This is a genomic window from Agrobacterium sp. CCNWLW32 (genome assembly GCF_037083425.1).
Lineage (GTDB): Bacteria > Pseudomonadota > Alphaproteobacteria > Rhizobiales > Rhizobiaceae > Agrobacterium > Agrobacterium radiobacter.
The window spans coordinates 1-18,522 of record NZ_JBAOJM010000020.1 but is presented as its reverse complement, the minus strand read 5'-3'; the positions used below and the strand labels follow the sequence as shown (position 1 = coordinate 18,522).

Below are 18,522 nucleotides of genomic sequence, written 5' to 3'. Positions count from 1 at the left end.
TGCTCCGGTGAAATCTCAACGCCACAATCTTCAGTCGCCCTGGTGCGGCTTGCAATAGAAAAAGCGACAGTTTGCATGACTGGCAAGCCGATATGCGTTACCGTTGCGCGGGGTTTGTCCCTCCATCAAGCTCCATTGTGCGGATGAGCAGCTCCACAGCTGACCGGATTGGTGCAATAATTGGCATGGACACGATACGCTGCAGGTTGTCAGCCGCTTGTCCCAGTGGGCCACCACCTATGATGACGACATCGGCGCCGTCTCGCTCGAAACACTCCCGAACAGCGATTTCCAGCGCTGTCTGCAATGCTGCCGGGTCTGAAGCCAGGTGCTGTGGATCTCCCCTGGTTAGTCGTGTACCGGTAAAAAGCGACACCACGCCGAGTGTTTGCGCCTTTGCAGCAAAACTACCCACCAAATCGGGGGTCACGGTGGCGATCCCGAAACGACGATCACCGGCCGCGGCTTCCATCATGCTGGCCTGACAGATGCCGACGGTGGGAACGCCGGATGTAACAGCGAGGCGCTCCAGCCCTGGATCGCCGAAAGCGCAGACAATGAGGCCGTCGTTCCGGCGGGCCAGCTTGCGCCCTGTCTCCACGACGCTGTCGGCGGCAGCGGCCAGTTCGACGTCGTTGAGGATCATGGGTACACCATGTGCCGCGGTGTGCCCTTCGATTGCAAACCCCTCCGGAAGGTAGCTACGGGCGATATCTGTCATCATCGCGGTCGTCGCTTGCGAGGTATTCGGGTTGATCAATCCTATGCGTTTCATCGTTCCTGCATGACCACGAGGGTTTGTTTGTCCTGCTCGGTTGTTATGGGTAGCGCCTGGATTCAAGGGTGTTCAATCGGGAAAAAGGCAGGCAACACCCGCACCGCCGGAAAGCGGAAGGAGTGGCGGGATTTGCTTTTGGCAAAGATCGCTCACCTGCACGCATCGCGGCGCGAAAGCGCAACCCGGTGGCATTGCCGCCAGATCGGGTGGGGCGCCTGGAATGGTGACCAGTCGGTCGCGTCCTTCGGCCAGTTCGACGCGCGCGCCAAGCAAGCCTTTTGTATAGGGATGACGCGGATTCCGGATGATATCGCCAACCAGCCCCTCCTCGACGATACGACCTGCATACATGACTGCAATACGGTCAGCCACCTCGGCCGCCACGCCGATGTCATGGGTGACAAAGATGACTGACAGACCATATTCCCGCTGCAGCTCGCGAATGAGCAGCAGGATCTGAATCTGGACTGTGGCATCCAGTGCTGTCGTCGGTTCGTCGGCCAATAAAACTTTGGGATTGCACGCAAGCGCCATCGCGATCATGGCGCGCTGAAGCATACCGCCCGACATTTCGTGAGGATAATTGGAAAGGCGTCGCTCTGGCGAGGGAATACGGACTTTCTGGAACAAGGCAAGCGCCCGTTCGGCAGCTAAACCGCGCGACACCTTTTCATGCCGCATGATGGTTTCCTCGATTTGCCGACCAACGGTATAGACGGGATCAAGCGCCAGACGCGGCTCCTGAAAAACCATGGAGACGACAGCCCCGCGCAGATCGGAAAGCGCACGGTTGGAAAGCGACATGATATCATGCCCGTCAACCGTCATGCCGCCTTCGATCAAGGTTCCCTTGGGGTGAAGCCGCAACAATGAGCGCATCGTCACGCTTTTGCCCGAACCGGATTCACCGAGCAGGGCGACCACTTCTCCAGGCTTCACGGAAAGGCTGACACCGTTGACGGCCTTTACCGCCTTTCCGCCACGCCGAAACGTTACCGAAAGATTGCTGATATCGATCATCGCATCATTCTGCATGGTCATGCCTCCATCATTACAGGGGCGCGGCTATGGCCGGAACCAGGTACCGCCATGAGACAGGCTGCGGCCTGATCACTGGAAATGCCGGTCAACGGTGGCAATGTCCGGTGGCAGACATCCTCCGCAAAACTGCAGCGGGTGTGGAAGCGACAACCGGAGGGCGGATCGATCGGGTTTGGCGGATCACCCGTCAACGGCGGCGCTTCGGTTCGCTCGGCCGGGTCCATCTTCGGCATAGAGGCCAAAAGTGCCGCCGAATAGGGGTGAATCGTATTGCCGTAAATCGCATCGCGACTGCCCACTTCCGCTACCTTGCCGAGATACATGACCATGACCCTGTCGCACATGAAGCGCACGACATTGAGATCGTGTGAGATGAACAGATAGGTCAGGCCGAAATCGCGTTTGAGGTCGAGAAGCAGGTTGAGAACCTGCGCCTCCACAGACTTGTCGAGGGCCGAGACCGCCTCGTCCAGAATGACCAGCCTTGGCTCAAGCGCCAGCGCCCGGGCAATATTGACGCGCTGCCTCTGGCCGCCGGACAATTCATGAGGATAACGGCCTGCAAAACGCGACGGCTCCAGACCTACGCGTTGAAGCAGATCATGTGCTCTCGCAATGGCCTTTGCGGCTGGCGTTCCATGAACCTGTGGAGCAAATGCTATGGATTGCTCGATCGTCAGTCTCGGATTGAGGGAAGCATAACTATCCTGAAAAACCATCTGCACCTGACGGCGATAGGCCGAAAGCGGCAGTGCGCTTCCAACCGTTTCACCGTCGAAGAGAATTTCGCCCTGGTCCGGTTCGATCAGTTGCATCAAAAGTCGTGCCGTCGTCGACTTGCCGCAGCCGCTTTCACCGACCACACCCAACGTCTCTCCTTTCAGAATATCGAAATCGACCCCGTCTACAGCGCGCACCACTTTCTTCGGCTTGAGAAAGCCGCTGCCCTTGACCGGGAAATGCTTGAGCAGCCCGCGAGCGGAGATCAACGGCTGGGCAGGGCCACCCCGTTCACCAACAGGCAGTTCGAAAGCCGGTTTTCCAACGATGTTGATCATGACTTCACGTCCATGGCTGTGCGCAGCCCGTCTGAGAAAAGGTTGAAGCAGATCGAAGTGATGAAGATCATCGCGCCGGGCAGAGCCGCGACGAAGGGATTGGTGTAAATCGCCGTGCGCAGCGTATTGAGCATCAGCCCCCATTCTGCGTCGGGCGGGCGTACACCCAGCCCCAGGAACGACAGGCCTGATGCAAGGATCATCGACACCGAAATCAGGCTTGTGGCGAAGACAAAAATCGGGCCAAGCACGTTTCCAAGGATATGAACACGAATGATGGTGAAGGCCGGGGCACCCGATGCGCGTGCCGCATCAACGTAATCCAGCTTTCGCACCTGCGTTGTCACGCTTTCGGCGATACGGGCGATCTGCGGAATGAACACCACCGTCAAAGACACCAGCGCGTTGGTGAGGCCGGACCCAAGTGCTCCTGACAGCGCGACGGCAAGCAGAACCGACGGAAAAGCGTAGAAAACATCGACCGTGCGCATAATCAGGGTGTTGATTAAGCCGCCGGTATAACCGGCAATGATGCCGATTGCCGAGCCGATAACAAACGCGATAGGCACCGGCACGACCCCCATGATCAGCGACAGCCGTGCCCCATAGATCAAACGTGACAGCATATCGCGACCGAGTTCGTCGGTTCCGAGAATATATCCTTCCGTTCCAATCGGTTTCAGGCGGCGGATCACACTGCCCTTTGCCGGGTCGTAAGGCGCAAGATAAGGGGCGAAAATGGCAATAAGGATGAGAAGAACGAGGAGTGCCAGCGCCACCATCGCGACCGGATCGCGACTGAGACGTCTCAAAACGCCGCTCCAGAAGCCGGGAGACTTGGTAATTTTCTCGATGGGAATTTCGGACGCTATGGTGATGGCAGCCATTGTCAGCTCCTCTGGATGCGGGGATCGATGGCGCTCTGCAACACGTCGACCAAAAGATTGAGGACAACGAAGAACATCGCGAGCACCAGGATGGTGCCTTGCAGGATCGGCAAATCACGGGTGAAGATTGCACCGTTCAGAAGAAAGCCGGTACCGGGCCAGGAAAATACCGTCTCGATCAGAATTGACCCGCCGAGAAGATATCCCAGTTGCAGGCCCATGACGGAAAGTGCAGTGGGCGCGGCGTTGCGCACGACATGGCGCAGGATATGACCTCGCATCAGCCCCTTGGCCGCAAGCGCCTGGGTGAAATCCTGGGCAAGAATGTCTGCTACCAGCGAACGGATCGTGCGGGCGATAATCCCCATCGGAATGACCGACATCGTGACTGCCGGCAGAACAAGATACTGGAGATATTCCCAGCCGAAGCTTCGACCGGAAGACCCTCCAGGGCCGCCCCCCATCGCCGGCAACCAGCCCAGCGTGACCGAAAAGGTGATGACCAGCACCATGCCGAGCCAGTAATGCGGCACGCTGACGCCAAGCATCGATATTCCCGATGACAGACGATCGACCCATCCACCGCGAAAGACACCGGCAAGAAATCCCAATGTTGCTCCGCCAACAAAACCGATCACCGCCGCAGACAGGGCAAGAATGATCGAATTGATCGACGCATCAATGATATCGGCGAGAACGGGACGCCCTGTCGCTATCGACGTCCCAAGATCACCCTGCACGGCATGCCACACCCAAAGGGCATATTGCGCCGGCAAGGGACGGTCGAGGCCGTAAAACGCCCGCATCTGGGCCTGCATTTCCGCAGAGGCATCCGACGGCAAAATCGCGGCAAGCGGATCACCAGGGGCGATATGGATCAGCATGAAGCACACAATGCTCACGCCGATCGCGACGGGAATGACATGCAACAGTCGTTTTATGGCGTAGAGCAGCATGATGTCCTCGTGAGAGTCAGATCGGGCATCGGCAATGACAGGGCGGGGTCATTCCCGCCCTGTCGCTGTGCAAAAATCAGGGATCCATGGAGATCGTCGAAAAGTCCTGGAACCAGTTCTGTGCCTGAACAAAGCCCTTGACCTTGGTGGACATGGCGCGCGGGTTGACGTCATGCGTCACCATCAGGAAGAGCGCGTCATTGACATATTTCTCATGAATCTTCTGGAGTACCTTGTCTTGCTCAGCCGCATCGAAGGTGTTGCGCACCTGACTGAACAGGGCATCCATTTCCTGGTCACAGTAAAAACCCCAGTTGGTGCCGTTTGGCGGCGCCAGATTGCACTGTGACTGGCGGATCAATGCCGTAAAAGGGTCCTGGATGAAGTAGCTGTAGTTGATGGCGCTGGCACCCTTTGCGCTCGGGTCTTTGGCACCGGCGCGCCAGATGTTGATAACCGTGTTCCAGTCGGCAACCTCATATTCGACATTGATGCCGATTTCCGACAGGGTCTGCTGGATGTATTCGTTCATGGCGAGCGGCAGCATCTGACCCGAACCGGATGAAGAGATCACAACCTTTGTGGAGATGGGCTTGTCCGGGCCGTATCCAGCTTCGGCCATCAGCTTTTTTGCTTCCTCGACATTATACTCAAGCTTGAAAGTCGGCTTGCCGAACCATTGATGCCCGGGTGGCAAATAACCCTGAGCCGGGACGGAGAGACCGCCGAGCAGTTCATTGAGGCCTTCGCGGTCAACCGCAAGGTTGGCAGCCTTGCGAACGCGGATATCGTTCCACGGTGAGCCTTCGACGCGCGACAGATGCCACGTCCAGTTATGCGGATAGGAATTGGTGACGATACTGAAACCGGCATCCTTCAAAGACTTGACCGAATCCGGCGCCGGTGCCTCGATCCAGTCCACCTGACCGGACCGCAGGGCTGCCACGCGTGTATTGGGTTCGGGAAGCGGCACAAGAACCAGCTTGTCGAGCTTCGGCACCCGCGCCTTGTCCCAATAGTCCTTGTTGGCCGTCAGCTCAGCCCGTTCACGCGGTGTAAAACCGCTTTCCATTTTCCATGGGCCTGTGCCGGAAGGCTTCTGGGCAACTGCATCCCAGTTCTTGCCTTGCGCTTCCCAATTCGCCGGGGAGGACATCAGAACCCAGCTCAACTGGTAGGGAAGTGTAGCGTCGGGGGTCTTGGTGACGATCTCTACCGTCAACGGATCGATGACCTTGTAGGAGGCAACTGCCGGAATGCGGGACTTGCCCTGTGCCGACTGGCGCTTGTCGAACTGCGGTGCATCGCTCACCAGCAACTTGTCGAGGTTCCAGACCACTGCGGCGGCATCGAATGTGCTGCCGTCATGGAATTTGACGCCATCACGCAGTTTGAACGTCCACTTTGTCTTGTCGGCGGGATCGACCTCCCAGGAGGTCGCAAGCGCCGGGATCAGTGCCGAGGGTTTGTCTGCGCTCGAGAGGTCCCATTCGATCAATGCATTGTAAAGCGTATAGCCCATGAAACGCTGGCCTTCGCCACCCTGATCCGTTTGACCTGTGGTGAGCGGTATATCGGAGGCGGTCATGCCGATACGAAGCGTCCCGGCTGCCAGGGCTTCTGACGCATTCCCCGCCATCAGCGAGACTATGGCGACGCCCGCCAGCGTTGCTATCCGCAGGCCTTTGAGCATCGGAGGCGTCTTCCCGGATATCTGCATCATGCTGTTCCCTCTTCTTGTTTGCCGCCAGGTCTCTGCCCGGCAAAAAGAAGAAGCAGATTTCATGCCAGTTTCCGTGAAACTGGAATTTCACTTTGTTATCAGTCCCATGAAAGAGCGTAGTGCCGCGAGCCGTGAGAGACCGAACAAATGCAGTGCAAAATTTCCGGGCTACCCGTTGCAATCGTGCATCCGGGTGAGGACGACCCGCCGCTTCGAGATCGACACAAGGCGTCTGCTTCGAACGTGCTGGCCACGCGGGATCACAGTGGAGACATCACTTGCGTGCTGGCCGCACGATCGTTGCCGGGGTCGGATGGCGCGCGCTTGTCAATGTCGCATAGACGGAGATAGCGGATATTCTTTGACGAAGCCGCATGGAAGTTTCAATGACCCCCCCGCCTGTCAACCATCCGCAATGCGCTCGGAGCAATCGCTGCGTCGATTGCTGAGGATGGATATTCTCGCAACGACGCTTCGTTCTTCACAATTTATGGACACTTGAGAGAAGGCGGGTGTGAAGCCATCGCCGATTGTGCCGACTTCGACAGCGCAAAGCGTGTTGCCCCCGTGTTTGCGCCCTGAGTGGGTTGACGCTTGAAATTGTTTGTTAGATGACACGAATGGCAACGCCGGAGATGCGGCGGAACCACAGGCCGGGTTTTGCGAGGAACCCGGCCGCTTCATGCTGACGCGGTAGTCGGGTGCCTTGTCGTTGTCGCGGTCGCAGGGCTTGATGGTGGCCTTGACGCTGAGTGCGAGGGTTCGGATGGTCCCGGCGAAGTTGCCGTTTTAGTCGCGGGTGAAGGTGCCGATCTGAGCCATTCTGGTATCTCCTGACTGTTTGTCCGAAGCCGCCCCTTGCGAGCCAGGGGAGAAAGGTCGGCGAAGCCGTTGCAGACCAAGGCCGGCCCGGCGTCAGACCAGCCCCGAGGAGAGGCCACGTGGGTGCTTCACCGGCATTGTCGTCGGAGAACGGATGGCAGCAGACACCTTATGAGCGCCTCGGTCACAGGGAAGGGACCGACCTCATACGCGTCTCCACTAGGCTCGCAGTAGGCGCGGCAGCGTGAGGTAGCCCACCACGGCCAGCAGCACGAGCGCGCCACCAATCAGGGCCGGCGTGCCAGGTGCTTCGGCGAAGACCAGCCACACCCAAAGCGGCCCTAGAACGACGTCGAGCAAAGCTATCAGCCCCGCTTCCGCTGACGGCACATGGCGGCTGCCCAACAGGAAGAACAGATAGCTGAGGCTCTGCGTAGCCAGACTGAACAGGAAGAGAATGCCGAATTGTGGCAGGCTCGGAACGGGCAACGTCGGCAATAAGGCGAATGCTACCGCGAAGCAGGCCAGCGCACAGAGCCCGCTGGCCAGCCCCGTCACCAATGTCGCGTCGTAGCTGGTCCAGCGCCGGGCGATAACGACGGAGGCGGCAAACCCCATCGTCATCAACAGCGCAAAGCCGTTGCCGGCAATATCCGTCGCGGCGGTGGCCGAGCCAGCCATGATGATCACCCCGAGAAAGGCCACGCCGGCGGCGCAGAGCGCGCGCAGGCCGGGCCGTTCGCTTAGCAGCAGGAAGGCCAGACCGGCTGCAAGGAAGGGTACGGTGGCATAGACGACCATGACGTTGGCGACGCTGGTCAGCTTCAGTGCTGCGACGTAGCTGAACATGGCCACGGCCATGACGGGTATCGCTACCGCCCCGCCGGTTCCGACGCTCCGGCGCAGTTGGAGAAGCGCTCTCCCGCGCAGCATGAAAGCCAGTGGCACAAGGGAGAGGCAGGCGAACAGCGAGCGCCAGGCCACCATGGTCCAGACGTCGAGGTCAAGCGCCCGGACAAAGAAGCCGGCGCTGCTCCACATCAGAGTCGAGGCGGTGATGAGCAGCGCCCCGTACAGCCATCGTTCCTTGTGCCGTAGAGGGCCTTCGCCCGCATCCATTCGGTCCTCACTTACACTGGCGTCCATGTTGCTCTCCTGTCATCCAGTCCGGTCTTGACCGCGCTAGACGACCGGTCTACTCTGAACTGTATGGTAGAAAACGAAACGCGTAAAGAGCTGATCAAGGTGGGGCTAAAAGCCCTGCTGGCGAACGGCTACGATGGTGTAGGTATCGGTCCGATCCTGGCCGAGGCCGGCGTGCCGAAGGGGTCCTTTTATCATTTCTTCCCCAGCAAGGAGGCATTCGCCTGTGCCGTGCTGGACGCCTATTCCGAACACTATCGCCAGACTCTGGTTATCCTTCTGACTGATCAGACGCAACGCCCTCGACAGCGGTTGGAAACTTACTTCGCCACGCTGGAGCAGGAGTTGCGTCGCGAGCAGCCGCTCGGTGGCTGCCTCTATGGCGTTGTGGCGCAGACCCTTGCCACTCGCAGCCCGGCGCTTCGCATGGCACTGCAAAAATGCTTTGCACTTTGGGAGTCCAACCTGCGCGGAGTTCTTCGCGAGGCCGAGGATGCCGATGCGCTGGCTCCTGGTGTCACGGCTGATGCGGCCGCTGCCTTCCTGATCGAAGCCTACGAAGGTGCCCTGGTCCGCATGAAGGCGGAGGACAGCTTTGCACCTTATGACAGGTTCAAAGAATATGGCCTGCGGCGGTTGTTCCGATAGGTGACGGTACTGCTTCGCCGCGCATTGTGAGAGCGTCCGCGTACAACAAAAAGACTCCAATCACATGGAACAGCTTTGAAGCCTCCAGTTGTTTCAACGAGCCGGCCTCTCCCGGTGTGAACAAACAATTCGAAGGAAAACAAAGTGCCGGCTGATCTCGCGGATCGACTGCTTCTCGCGCAGCGCCATCCGACGGATGATATTTAAAAGTCCCATGTGGATCACTCCGTTGCCCCCGTCGCTCTCCGCGTTGGGGGGAAGGTTCACATATGAACAAAGTCGATCCGCTCGAATGGCTTTCCCAGACCTTGACCCGCATCGCGAAAGGCTGGCCAGTATCCGAACTCGAGGCACTTATGCCATGGAACTTCAAGCCTGACGCCATCGGCTAACCGCTTACCAGTAAACGCCCCAATGAGCCATTGCAAATTCAGTTAAACGCGCTCAGACCCGCCCGGCAGAATTAATGCAGCTCCACGAATGATATCTGTTACAGTGCTCATGTCGGACATGGCTTTCAGCGCCTTGTCCCACACTCCTGCCGAGTCATGACTTGCGCCGTGAGTCTTCGGCCCATGAGGGCCTCATTATGTCACAGACACCGATCGTGCATTTCGAAGCGCCAAGCACACTTGCCATGGTGATGTCATCCAACGAACCGTTGCTATTCCTGTCCGATGATCTGAAGATCATCGCAGCGAGTGCATCCTTCTGCCGGGCATTCGAGATCCCCCCGGCCTCCGTAAGAGGCAAGCGTCTCGCAGAACTCGGGCACGGCGAATGGGCAATGGCCAAGCTCGAGTCCCTGTTGACGGCGACCGTCACCGGCAGTGCCAACATCGATGCCTATGAGATCGACCTGAAGCGACCGGACCAGAAAACGCGACAGTTGATTATCAACGCGCGAACGCTCGACGACGGCGACCTCGAGCATATTCGCCTGCTTGTCGCCATAACCGACGTCACCGACATGCGCGCGGAGGCTCGTCTGAAAGACGACCTGGTTCGCGACAAGGCCATCCTTCTGCAGGAGGTCCAACACCGGGTTGCCAACAGCCTGCAGATCATTGCCAGCGTGCTGATGCAAAGCGCCCGCCGCGTTCAATCGGAAGAGGCACGTGGGCATCTGCATGACGCCCGCCACCGCATCATGTCGATCGCAGCGCTGCAACGACAACTTTCAACATCTGCCGGCGGAAACGTCGAGCTGCGTACCTATCTTACGCAGCTCTGCCAAAGTCTCGGTGCATCGATGATCGCGGACCCCGAGAGGTTATCGATCCGGGTGACGGTGGATGACAGCTCGGTCCCTGCAGATGTGTCCATCAGCTTGGGTCTCATCGTCACAGAACTCGTGATCAATGCCCTCAAGCACGCCTTTACCGATGAGCGAACCGGGTTGATCGAGATCGACTATCAATCCTCGGGTCAAGACTGGACGCTTTCAATTACGGATAATGGAATTGGAATGCCAGTCGGCAGCGACGCGCCTAAGGCACGCTTGGGCACCGGCATCGTGGAAGCACTCGTGAAGAACCTCGAAGGCGAGATCACGCTGACTGACGCTGACCCGGGCACGGTGGTGACGGTCACCCGCAGGCAAACGCCCGGTCTGCTGACCGAAGTTTCGCCGGCGGCTTAAGAAACGAACCGGCCCCCGAAGCCCTGCGGCGCGTTTTTGCAGCCATACTCATACAGGGAGTGAATAATGAAGAATGGCAAACCGGTCGTCCTGATCGTGGAAGACAGTCCACTAATACGTATGAGCGCAGTCGATCTCGTCCTGTCGGCGGGTTATCAAGCGCTGGAAGCTGGCGACGCCGACGAGGCGATCCGCATCCTTGAAGCACGAGATGACATCGATCTCGTGTTTACCGATGTCCAGATGCCAGGAACGATGGACGGTATCAAGCTGTCCCACTACATCCGCGACCGATGGCCACCACTGAAGCTGATCGTCGCATCCGGTGCGGCCATTGTCGAAGAAAGCATGTTGCCGGTTGGAAGCCGCTACTTTTCGAAGCCCTATGACGACCTCACCATCACCGACGCGATGGCACGCCTGCTTGCGAGCGACAACCCGAAGGCTAGCACGATCTGAGGCAGAAACAGTTACGATCCATTTTTCGCCTCCACCGGAACTGATCAGCTTGCTCTAACGGATGTCCGCTTCTGATTAGGGGTGGCAGCAAGATGGATGACAGAAATAAAGGCGCGAAGCGGACATCCTTTCCGCTGTAGTCCGTTCGGGACAAGATAGCCTACTTCGACGAACCGCCTTCAAACCTTGCTGCCTCCTGTTGGGCCACATTACCCGTGATACCGGGACGTCTGGGCAATAGAACAGCGATCGCGATGGCACAAATCGATGTTATGGCGGCAAGCCACCAGCACAGCGTCGTGAACGCAGCCTGATAAGCATCCTGCAGATTGCTCGTTCGTATTTCCGGAGATAAAGCACCCGCCGAAACAAGGTCGCCGACGGCTAGCCGCTGTCCTATATCTTTCAAAACCTCGGACGACAGCCCCGTCGCTCGACCAAGCTCTGTCGCGACGAGCCCGGACAACGTCGCGCTAACAATCGCGAGAGCGATACCCTCTCCGGCAACCCGCACGGTGCTGAATATGCCGGTTGCCATTCCTGCGCGCTCCACGGGCACGACACTGACTGACAAGCCATCCATCAGTCCCCATGGCAGTCCAGCACCGATGCCGATCATAATCATTGGCAGAACAAGCAGACTTCCGGCGTTTCCGGCGATGTCGGCGAGCCAGACAAGGCCGGCGGCAGCGATCAGGAGACCGGTGGCAGAAAGGATGCCTGGCGATATCTGGCGGGCCAATATTGTTGCTATGAAAGGCATAATCAACATCGGGGCTGACAAGCCAAGCATCAGGACGCCCGCCGTGATCACGTCGTACTTTTCAACGCCAATGAGGCGCAGCGGGATAATGACAAGCAGAACGACGAAGCAAGCGCAGGTGGCCACAGGGAACAGTTGCACACCGATGAAACGTGGATACCGGAAGAGGGACAAGTCCAGCATCGGCCGAGGGGCCCGGATTTCAACGAGGATAAACGCTGCCAGCGAGATGACGAATCCCAAGCTCAAGATCGCAAGTTCGGCCGCGTCGAGGGAAGGCAATTCTATCATCGCGACGGTGAACAGCGTCAGCATCAGGGTGAAGCAAGCCGTACCCATCCAATCGAGGCGTGCCGCTTCGGGGTCGACCGTTTCGCGCATACGCGGCGGTCCGAGGACAAGCGCCAGGAGGCCGATCAGTCCTCCGGCGAGGAATATCGAGCGCCATCCCACGGTCTCGATCAGGACTCCTGTGACGAGTGGACCCAATGCAAGACCTACGCCGAACGTTGTTCCAAGCAGACCAAAGGCTCTTGTTCTGGCGTGGCCGTCGAACTCCTGGGCAAGGGCGGCAGTCCCGCCTGCCAGGGCTGCGGCTGCTCCCACACCCTGACACGCGCGGAGAGTGTCTATGAGCCAGACCGCATTCGCCAACCCAAGGGCGCATGAAAATCCGACGAAGACCAACAAGCCGGTCAGAAAGACACGACGTCTTCCAAATTTGTCGGCCAGAGCGCCTGCAGCCATGAGCAGACTGCCGAACGTCAGCATGAAAGCGTTCGTTATCCAGGTCAAAGCCTCAGGCGAGCCGCCGAGGTCTTGCGCGATTGCGGGTGTTGCGACTGCGCCAGCGGAGAAGCTGAGAGGCAACGTCAACGCTGCCAGACAAACTGCCGCCAGTACCGAGTGGCGGGAGGTCGGTGTTTTTCGGGATATATCGGTCATGGAAGCTCCAGTGCAAAAAATGCCGCCGGTGATCGGGCACCGTGTTGGCCAAGCCTGCAGCAAAAGCGTATGGGTCGATAATTCCTCTTTTTGTCGTTTCATTGCGGACCAAAATTCTCTAATCTGCGTGAATGGATAAATTGAGCGAAATCGCGGCTTTCGTCCGGGTGGCGGAACGCCTGAACTTTGCCAAGGCTGGCCAGAGTCTCGGGCTATCCCCGTCTGCGGTTGGAAAAAGCGTTGGTCGACTGGAAGCCTCCCTGAATGTACGGCTTTTTCAGAGAACAACACGGCAAGTCTCGCTGACGGAAGAAGGCGCGATGTTGTTCGAGCGTTATCGAGCCATACTGGCTGACCTGCGCGACACGCATGAGGCGGTCAAGGCTGATCGCGATTCGCCAAGTGGCAGTTTGTATGTGACACTGCCAACAATCGGCTACCGCTTTCTCCTTCCTGTTCTCCCCGAATTTCGCAAACGCTATCCACGTATCGATCTTGAGCTCGATTTCAATGACAGGCAGGTCAATCTGATCGAAGGTGGATTTGATGTGGCCATTCGCAGCGGTGACCTGCGCGACTCCAGCCTGATGGCCAGACGACTGGGGCCATTTCGCTTCCTGGTCTGCGGATCGCCGGATTACTTCAGGCGAATGGGAAAACCTTCACATTCTGACGATCTGCGAAAGCACGAGGCGTTACGTTTTCGGTTTCCGACATCGGGCAAGTTCCAGGAATGGCGTCTCAAAGACGGAAGCGATCGCCTGCAAAACATGTCGGTTGCGCTCACATGTGGAAACATGGAGGCGATCAGAGCCGCCGCGATTGATGGCATGGGGCTCGCATATATGCCCGAATTCCTGGCTGCCGACGCCATTCGCGATGGTCTGCTGGAAACGGTGCTGAGCGAGAGCCTGGCGGCACCTGGCCATTTCTCGATACTTTGGCCATCGGCGCGGTTCGTTGCGCCGAGGCTACGCGTCTTCATCGATTTCCTGACTGAGAGGCTGTTTGCGGAAGCTGACCCATGAGCGGCAGCCACCATGTCTCCTGTCGGCGCACAGGCGACGGGGGGCCTCGCCGCAAGCCACATCCGCTCTCCGATATGGGCCGCTTTCGCTCACATGACCTCACTGGAGGTCAGTTCCTGTAACAGGATTTTGTCGCTCCGTGGCCAAAACAACCGGCTTCGAAGCCAGGCTCGGAAGCCGTCACGCCGTCTCAAGGTGTGAGAATTCCTTCCCCTGCGCGACAAGCGGCGCAGAAGATCTTGAAGGCGGATGTGAAGCGTTCAGTCGCCGGGCCACAATATCGTGGTTGAGCCACAGTACGGGACCCGCGGGTTCCGACGATTCACCAAAGATCAGCTCCCCTGTCGCCGTCACAACGAGACTGCTGAGAAGGTCACTGATCATCACCTTGCCATCCCGATGCATCCGGGTGATCTCGTTTGACGTGCCAATGGTCAGATCGGCCTGTGCCTGGCTGTTTGCCATGGGCCATGCCGAAAAGTCATAGAACGGACGCATGACCTCGCTGGCCTGCATGTCGGTGATCTTCCTGAAAACATCCTTCATGGTTAAGCCATCCACCAGCAGCGTCTCGCAGGCCTCCCACTGTTTATCGGCCCATTCGCTCCCGTTTTCCTTCTTTAACGCAAGCAGCAACGGGATCAGGGGCAGCTCGATACCCGTGAACACATCGGACGAATTGGTGCGGATTTCAGGGCAATTGTAGACGGTTGCCGTGATCCCTTTCGACCAGGCATCCTCCGCGATACCTTCAAGCCGCATCTTCGCATATCCCTGGGTGTAGTTGGTATAGGTCTGCCAACGATAGCTCCCGTCGATCAGGACCGCCGATCCGTGATAACCATAGGCCGTATATCGCACTTGTCCGCCCGAGGCTTCGACGCGCTCGCGGATCGCCGTGCTGAAATCAATGAGATGGCGAAAGGTGTTTGCTGAGACGTCTTCAAAATTCTGCAGAATGAGTTTTCCCATGTCGCTGTCGAGCAGGGTCTGTGACGACATGTGGCGAGTGCCGGTTCCCTTGTAGATGCGATTGGCGACGACCAGGAATGCCTTCGCCTTCGGAATGCCGCCAGCCATTGTGTGCGCGAAGAAAACATTGCGGCCATCTGCGATCATTCCGTCAAGAACGGTCATGACCTTCGAAAGCGACGCCTTGAAACGTTCAGTGGCGATGTCGCGGCATTGCCCGACATAATCCCAGTCGAGCTTGTCATGTTGCCAGCTCTCAAGCGTCATTGTTGCCAGGAGATCGGTGGGAGTTGGGCCGCCTGCGGGCGCATCGAGATCGAATCCCGCCATAAGAGGGATGTTGATGATCCTGCCGCCCAGCCGGGCCTCCGCCAAAGACAGTTCCTCGGTGTCGAGCGGCCGCAGCGCGTTATTCTCGTCGCGCCGCCCGACGGTGATCCCCACAATCTCCATTCCAGCCCGTCTGGCTTCGTCTAGCAAGCCGGTGGCATATCCGCGACCGAACAGTTCGCCGAAGAGTACAAAAACATCGCCCTCACGGAAGACCGTGTTTTCGGAAAGGCGATTCAGTGCAACCGGATTTTCCATACTGTCAACTCTTTGCTTCGCGTATCGTCGAGCAATGGCTCATACGATCTGAACGAAGACATGACCGCATAGTCACCGGATGGGAACTCATTTTCGGTGACCGCTCAATTCAAAACGTGAAGTGAACCACCTGTCGTCATTACACCGCTGCGAAATGCGGAAGTCGATGGGGACAGGCGCACCGATGCCAAAACGACTGGTGCGAAACGCTCGTCCCACGGATGCTTGCGAGGCAATTGGGTTTTCCCAAGGCGCAAGGATTGGCGTTATATCATGCCGAAGTCACCAATCCTCGCGGTCCGGGCGTGACCGCTCGAACACCAGACCGGCAACTTTCAGGAGCGACTGCGGGTGGCGTGAACGACCGGTATGGAAGTGTAGAGCGGAAACGTTTTCCGCTCTTGGCTCAAAGCAGACCTGTCAGATGCGCGGCTTGGGACCTGGTTCACGATCTGAGTCACCCGAATTTGGTTCGCCTTTCGGTTCGATCAGGAGCACTTTGACTTCATTTCTGGCCCGAGGACGATGCACAACACCTTTAGGAACGATAAACAATTCGCCAGCTTTGACGGTGCGAGGCGGCTCTCCTTCAATATCCATTTCCATTTCACCCTCGAGGACGTAGAAGAAGTCATCAGTCGTGTCATGCTTGTGGAAAGGATATTCACCAATAAACCGGACAACCATCACGTCATTTTCGTTGTAGTCCGCGATGACGTGAGGGTCCCAGTGGCTCGAAAACTGGTTGAGTTTCTCAGCGAGATTGATTGATTTCATCAGTGATTCCTCATTGTTCGACCGCGAAGAAGAAGCGAAATTACGGCAGCCGCGAAATTGTTGTGACACAGCAGATGACGCCGCGTCTTGAACGATCGTGCACGGGTGAGCTGGTCCGCTCTGCCTTGGCAAGTTATCCAGCGGGTCGAAGCCTTCCTTTCAAGCGAAACATACGCCTGATGCGGCTGACACAGCTACGGTCCGCTTGCGGCCCTAAGAGGTCATCGTTGCAACAAAGTCGACGACAGAAAATTGGCGGCGCTCTGGTGAGCTGTATCAGCGTTCCAGGTTCTTGATCTCAGGAAGAAGTCGTGTGCGCCTCCCTCATAAACATCAAGGCTAGCAGGCCTGCCAAGGCGTTGCGCCTTCCGTTGCAACTCCCGCCCAATAGACAAAGGAAAGGTCCGGTCGGCACTGCCCCAAATCAAATGCAAGGGCGGAAATGAGTGTGCAGTGTGGGAATAGCCATTTGGGAACCCACCATCGACCAGCACCAGAGCGTCGACATCGGTTCGCCCAACGGACGCCGCTGAAGCGATCTGCGCGCCAAGGGAGATTCCGAGGACGCCAACCCTGCCGCCGTGGCGCGGTTGTCCGTCAAGATGGGAAATCACCCGATGAACGCTGGAAGTCCAGTCCGGCAACCGCTTTGCGTAATACGCGAGGCGTGCTTTCGCGCTGTCCGCGGCAGCGATAGCGTCAAGGTCCGCCTGCGAAAGGACATGAACGAGATAGGCGCTTAAACCCGCCGCCTGGAACGTCTGCCCGATGTCGTTGTAAACGGGTGCGCCGAAGCCCTTGCTGCCGCTCAAGATCACAGCAGCGGGGCAAACCGCCCTTGCGCAATCTCCGAAGCTTTCGACCAGAACTCCACCGCTACCTGTCGGTACGACGAAGCTTTGGCGAGACGATTGAGCGTCGTCTGCCCATGTTGCAGAAAGTGCGATGGCGAGGGTCGCGATGATGATATCAGATAAGCGCATTATCCAACTTTAATAGATCGTTTCGTGGTGCTCGCAAAGTCCGCTTCTGGCGCTGAGCGGCAGACGCCTCTCGGCCCGAAGCTGATTGTCAAGACCGCTTTGCAAGTCTCCGCGATGGGGTGGCAGCCGAACGACGACTTTCGTCTCGCGGACAATTAAGGAAGACATCTCAGACTGAGGCTTATTGACTCTTGAGCCTTCAAAATGGAAGTTGCTTGTATGGATGAGAAAGCATTTGTTCAGTGCATTGTTCGCACTGCCTTCGGGTGGTGCAGTTGTGATGAGCAGTAGTTAGTTCGCTCACCAACACCCCGCCTAGTTGCTGCGGGGTTCTCTAGCCTGTTCCTCACTCAGATTACGGAGGATGAATCCAGTGGCAGTAGAGAAAATAGTTTCATTCAAATCTGGTGCGCATACCATCGTTGGAACAGTTCGTGATGCGAAAGGCCACAAAAACTCAACGTTTTTGCTCCTTCACGGTTTCGGCGGTACTCGAAATGAACTCGCGATCCCCTCTCTAGGAATGGGGATATTTGAATACGTCGCTGCCAGGTTGGCTGATCTCGGCCACTCTTCGCTTCGAATAGACTTTCATGGCTGGGGAGACAGTGATGGTTCCATCGAAGGATCTAGCAATTCCACGCAGATTGATGATTGTTTGGCAGCGATGGATTTATCGCCACCCAGCCCGATCTTGGAAATGGCGAGGTCATCCTACTCGGCTGGAGCCAGGGCGGACTGGTTGCAGCAGCCGCTGCTGGTCGAACTAACCGGCCATCAGGGGTGGCACTTTGGGCCGCCGTGGGAGAACCTAAGGTGTCTTTCCCCGGTTTGGTCGGCAAAAATGCCTATCTCTATGGCCTGAACAGCCCGGAACCAACGACGCTGACCTTGCCTTGGGGAGCGTCCGTGACTTTGGGGCAGCCATTCTTCGTAGAAGTCTCGGGTTTCGATCCTCTTACAGAGCTGTCTCAATATGCCGGACCCGCTTTTATTGCAGAGGGTACGGTTGACGACGTCATACCACATGGTACGGCGAAAAAGTTCGCCGCAGCTCATCGAGGCGAGCACATTGTTTGGGAGGCTGCCATGGATCATGCGTTTAACACCTCCTCTGGTGTGGAAACCTTGAGCAGACTAATTGACGCTACCGTCAGCTACCTCAAACGCCATAACAAAGTATAATTACGCATGTGCACTGCTGGACCCCTATGTCAGCTATTGGGCGCAGGTGACCTGCCACTGAACTTTCATCCAGCGGCGACTAGAGCCCCGGCGGTTTTGAATACGCCAACAGGCGCGGTGTGAG

General features: G+C 57.7%; 17 protein-coding genes and 1 pseudogene. 6 read left to right on the top strand and 12 right to left on the bottom strand.

Going from position 1 to position 18,522, the window contains the following annotated elements:
• Positions 1 to 97: 97 nt before the first annotated feature.
• The 8 genes from V6R85_RS24600 to V6R85_RS24565 form a co-directional block, all read right to left on the bottom strand.
• On the bottom strand, positions 98 to 775 hold the full coding sequence (locus tag V6R85_RS24600) for an aspartate/glutamate racemase family protein (protein WP_111785265.1): 678 nt from the start codon (positions 773 to 775) through the stop codon (positions 98 to 100).
• Positions 776 to 847: 72 nt separating this feature from the next.
• Positions 848 to 1,819 carry an ABC transporter ATP-binding protein gene (locus tag V6R85_RS24595; RefSeq protein ID WP_020808188.1) on the bottom strand — a complete coding sequence of 324 codons (972 nt, stop codon included), beginning with the start codon at positions 1,817 to 1,819 and terminating at the stop codon, positions 848 to 850.
• Positions 1,816 to 2,877 (bottom strand): ABC transporter ATP-binding protein, encoded by a 1,062-nt coding sequence (locus V6R85_RS24590; protein WP_111785267.1) that lies wholly within the window; start codon positions 2,875 to 2,877, stop codon positions 1,816 to 1,818. The genes V6R85_RS24595 and V6R85_RS24590 overlap by 4 nt, the downstream gene beginning before the upstream one ends.
• Positions 2,874 to 3,764 (bottom strand): ABC transporter permease, encoded by an 891-nt coding sequence (locus V6R85_RS24585; protein ID WP_087747324.1) that lies wholly within the window; start codon positions 3,762 to 3,764, stop codon positions 2,874 to 2,876. The genes V6R85_RS24590 and V6R85_RS24585 overlap by 4 nt, the downstream gene beginning before the upstream one ends.
• A gap of 2 nt (positions 3,765 to 3,766) precedes the next feature.
• Positions 3,767 to 4,720 (bottom strand): ABC transporter permease, encoded by a 954-nt coding sequence (locus V6R85_RS24580; protein WP_020808191.1) that lies wholly within the window; start codon positions 4,718 to 4,720, stop codon positions 3,767 to 3,769.
• A gap of 76 nt (positions 4,721 to 4,796) precedes the next feature.
• The gene (locus V6R85_RS24575; RefSeq protein ID WP_336377332.1) at positions 4,797 to 6,359 is read right to left on the bottom strand and encodes an ABC transporter substrate-binding protein; all 1,563 of its coding nucleotides are present in this window, start codon (positions 6,357 to 6,359) and stop codon (positions 4,797 to 4,799) included.
• Between the two features lie 486 nt (positions 6,360 to 6,845).
• Positions 6,846 to 7,178 carry a hypothetical protein gene (locus V6R85_RS24570; protein ID WP_336377331.1) on the bottom strand — a complete coding sequence of 111 codons (333 nt, stop codon included), beginning with the start codon at positions 7,176 to 7,178 and terminating at the stop codon, positions 6,846 to 6,848.
• 306 nt (positions 7,179 to 7,484) lie between these two features.
• Positions 7,485 to 8,411 (bottom strand): DMT family transporter, encoded by a 927-nt coding sequence (locus tag V6R85_RS24565; RefSeq protein WP_031233243.1) that lies wholly within the window; start codon positions 8,409 to 8,411, stop codon positions 7,485 to 7,487.
• A gap of 63 nt (positions 8,412 to 8,474) precedes the next feature.
• Between V6R85_RS24565 and V6R85_RS24560 the strand changes: the two genes are divergently transcribed.
• The 4 genes and pseudogenes from V6R85_RS24560 to V6R85_RS24545 all read left to right on the top strand — a co-directional run bounded on the left by V6R85_RS24560 (position 8,475) and on the right by V6R85_RS24545 (position 11,157).
• Positions 8,475 to 9,056, top strand: coding sequence for a TetR/AcrR family transcriptional regulator (locus V6R85_RS24560; RefSeq protein WP_087747326.1), 582 nt, complete (start codon positions 8,475 to 8,477; stop codon positions 9,054 to 9,056).
• Positions 9,057 to 9,325: 269 nt separating this feature from the next.
• A pseudogene (locus V6R85_RS24555) lies at positions 9,326 to 9,448 on the top strand (transposase domain-containing protein); the annotation flags it as partial.
• Between the two features lie 197 nt (positions 9,449 to 9,645).
• Positions 9,646 to 10,698 (top strand): sensor histidine kinase, encoded by a 1,053-nt coding sequence (locus V6R85_RS24550; protein ID WP_336377326.1) that lies wholly within the window; start codon positions 9,646 to 9,648, stop codon positions 10,696 to 10,698.
• Between the two features lie 66 nt (positions 10,699 to 10,764).
• Positions 10,765 to 11,157, top strand: coding sequence for a response regulator (locus V6R85_RS24545; RefSeq protein ID WP_020808197.1), 393 nt, complete (start codon positions 10,765 to 10,767; stop codon positions 11,155 to 11,157).
• Positions 11,158 to 11,317: 160 nt separating this feature from the next.
• Here V6R85_RS24545 and V6R85_RS24540 read toward each other — a convergent pair whose 3' ends face one another.
• Positions 11,318 to 12,865 carry an MFS transporter gene (locus V6R85_RS24540; protein ID WP_336377325.1) on the bottom strand — a complete coding sequence of 516 codons (1,548 nt, stop codon included), beginning with the start codon at positions 12,863 to 12,865 and terminating at the stop codon, positions 11,318 to 11,320.
• Positions 12,866 to 12,996: 131 nt separating this feature from the next.
• On the opposite strand from V6R85_RS24540, the gene V6R85_RS24535 reads away from it, so the two are divergent.
• Complete coding sequence (locus V6R85_RS24535) at positions 12,997 to 13,893, top strand: LysR family transcriptional regulator (RefSeq protein WP_336377324.1); 897 nt, start codon at positions 12,997 to 12,999, stop codon at positions 13,891 to 13,893.
• 180 nt (positions 13,894 to 14,073) lie between these two features.
• On the opposite strand, the gene V6R85_RS24530 is transcribed toward V6R85_RS24535, so the two are convergent.
• The 3 genes from V6R85_RS24530 to V6R85_RS24520 form a co-directional block, all read right to left on the bottom strand.
• Positions 14,074 to 15,453 carry an enoyl ACP reductase FabMG family protein gene (locus V6R85_RS24530; RefSeq protein WP_336377323.1) on the bottom strand — a complete coding sequence of 460 codons (1,380 nt, stop codon included), beginning with the start codon at positions 15,451 to 15,453 and terminating at the stop codon, positions 14,074 to 14,076.
• 420 nt (positions 15,454 to 15,873) lie between these two features.
• On the bottom strand, positions 15,874 to 16,230 hold the full coding sequence (locus V6R85_RS24525) for a cupin domain-containing protein (RefSeq protein ID WP_020808200.1): 357 nt from the start codon (positions 16,228 to 16,230) through the stop codon (positions 15,874 to 15,876).
• A gap of 221 nt (positions 16,231 to 16,451) precedes the next feature.
• Positions 16,452 to 17,213 (bottom strand): dienelactone hydrolase family protein, encoded by a 762-nt coding sequence (locus V6R85_RS24520; protein WP_020808201.1) that lies wholly within the window; start codon positions 17,211 to 17,213, stop codon positions 16,452 to 16,454.
• A 654-nt stretch (positions 17,214 to 17,867) separates the two neighbouring features.
• Here V6R85_RS24520 and V6R85_RS24515 point away from each other — a divergent pair.
• Complete coding sequence (locus V6R85_RS24515; RefSeq protein ID WP_336377322.1) at positions 17,868 to 18,398, top strand: alpha/beta hydrolase family protein; 531 nt, start codon at positions 17,868 to 17,870, stop codon at positions 18,396 to 18,398.
• Positions 18,399 to 18,522: the final 124 nt, after the last annotated feature.